Source organism: Psychrobacter sp. TB55-MNA-CIBAN-0194, assembly GCF_040309505.1.
Classification (GTDB): Bacteria; Pseudomonadota; Gammaproteobacteria; order Pseudomonadales; family Moraxellaceae; genus Psychrobacter; species Psychrobacter fozii.
This window is the reverse complement of sequence record NZ_JBEOOW010000313.1, coordinates 1-270: the sequence shown is the minus strand read 5'-3', so window position 1 is coordinate 270 and position 270 is coordinate 1. Positions and strand designations below refer to the sequence as shown.

At 43.3% G+C, this 270-nt stretch carries 1 protein-coding gene; it reads left to right on the top strand.

From position 1 onward, the window contains the following. A partial coding sequence (locus tag AAEY75_RS15275) for an aldehyde dehydrogenase family protein (RefSeq protein WP_352260059.1) occupies window positions 1-270 on the top strand: 270 nt, incomplete at both ends.

Below are 270 nucleotides of genomic sequence, written 5' to 3'. Positions count from 1 at the left end.
AGCCTATACAACAGAAATTGGCATGGTATATGAAGAGATCAATCATACCGTCAAACATCTTCACAAATGGGCCAAACCATCTCGCGCGAAAACACCTCTGACCCATATCGGATCGAAAAGTATGATCATTAAGGAACCATACGGAAGTGTTTTGATTATTGCCCCTTGGAACTATCCTTTCCAATTGGCCCTTTCGCCATTAGTTGGAGCCATTTCTGCCGGAAATGCCGTTACTTTAAAACCGTCAGAATTAACGCCGCACGTCTCAAA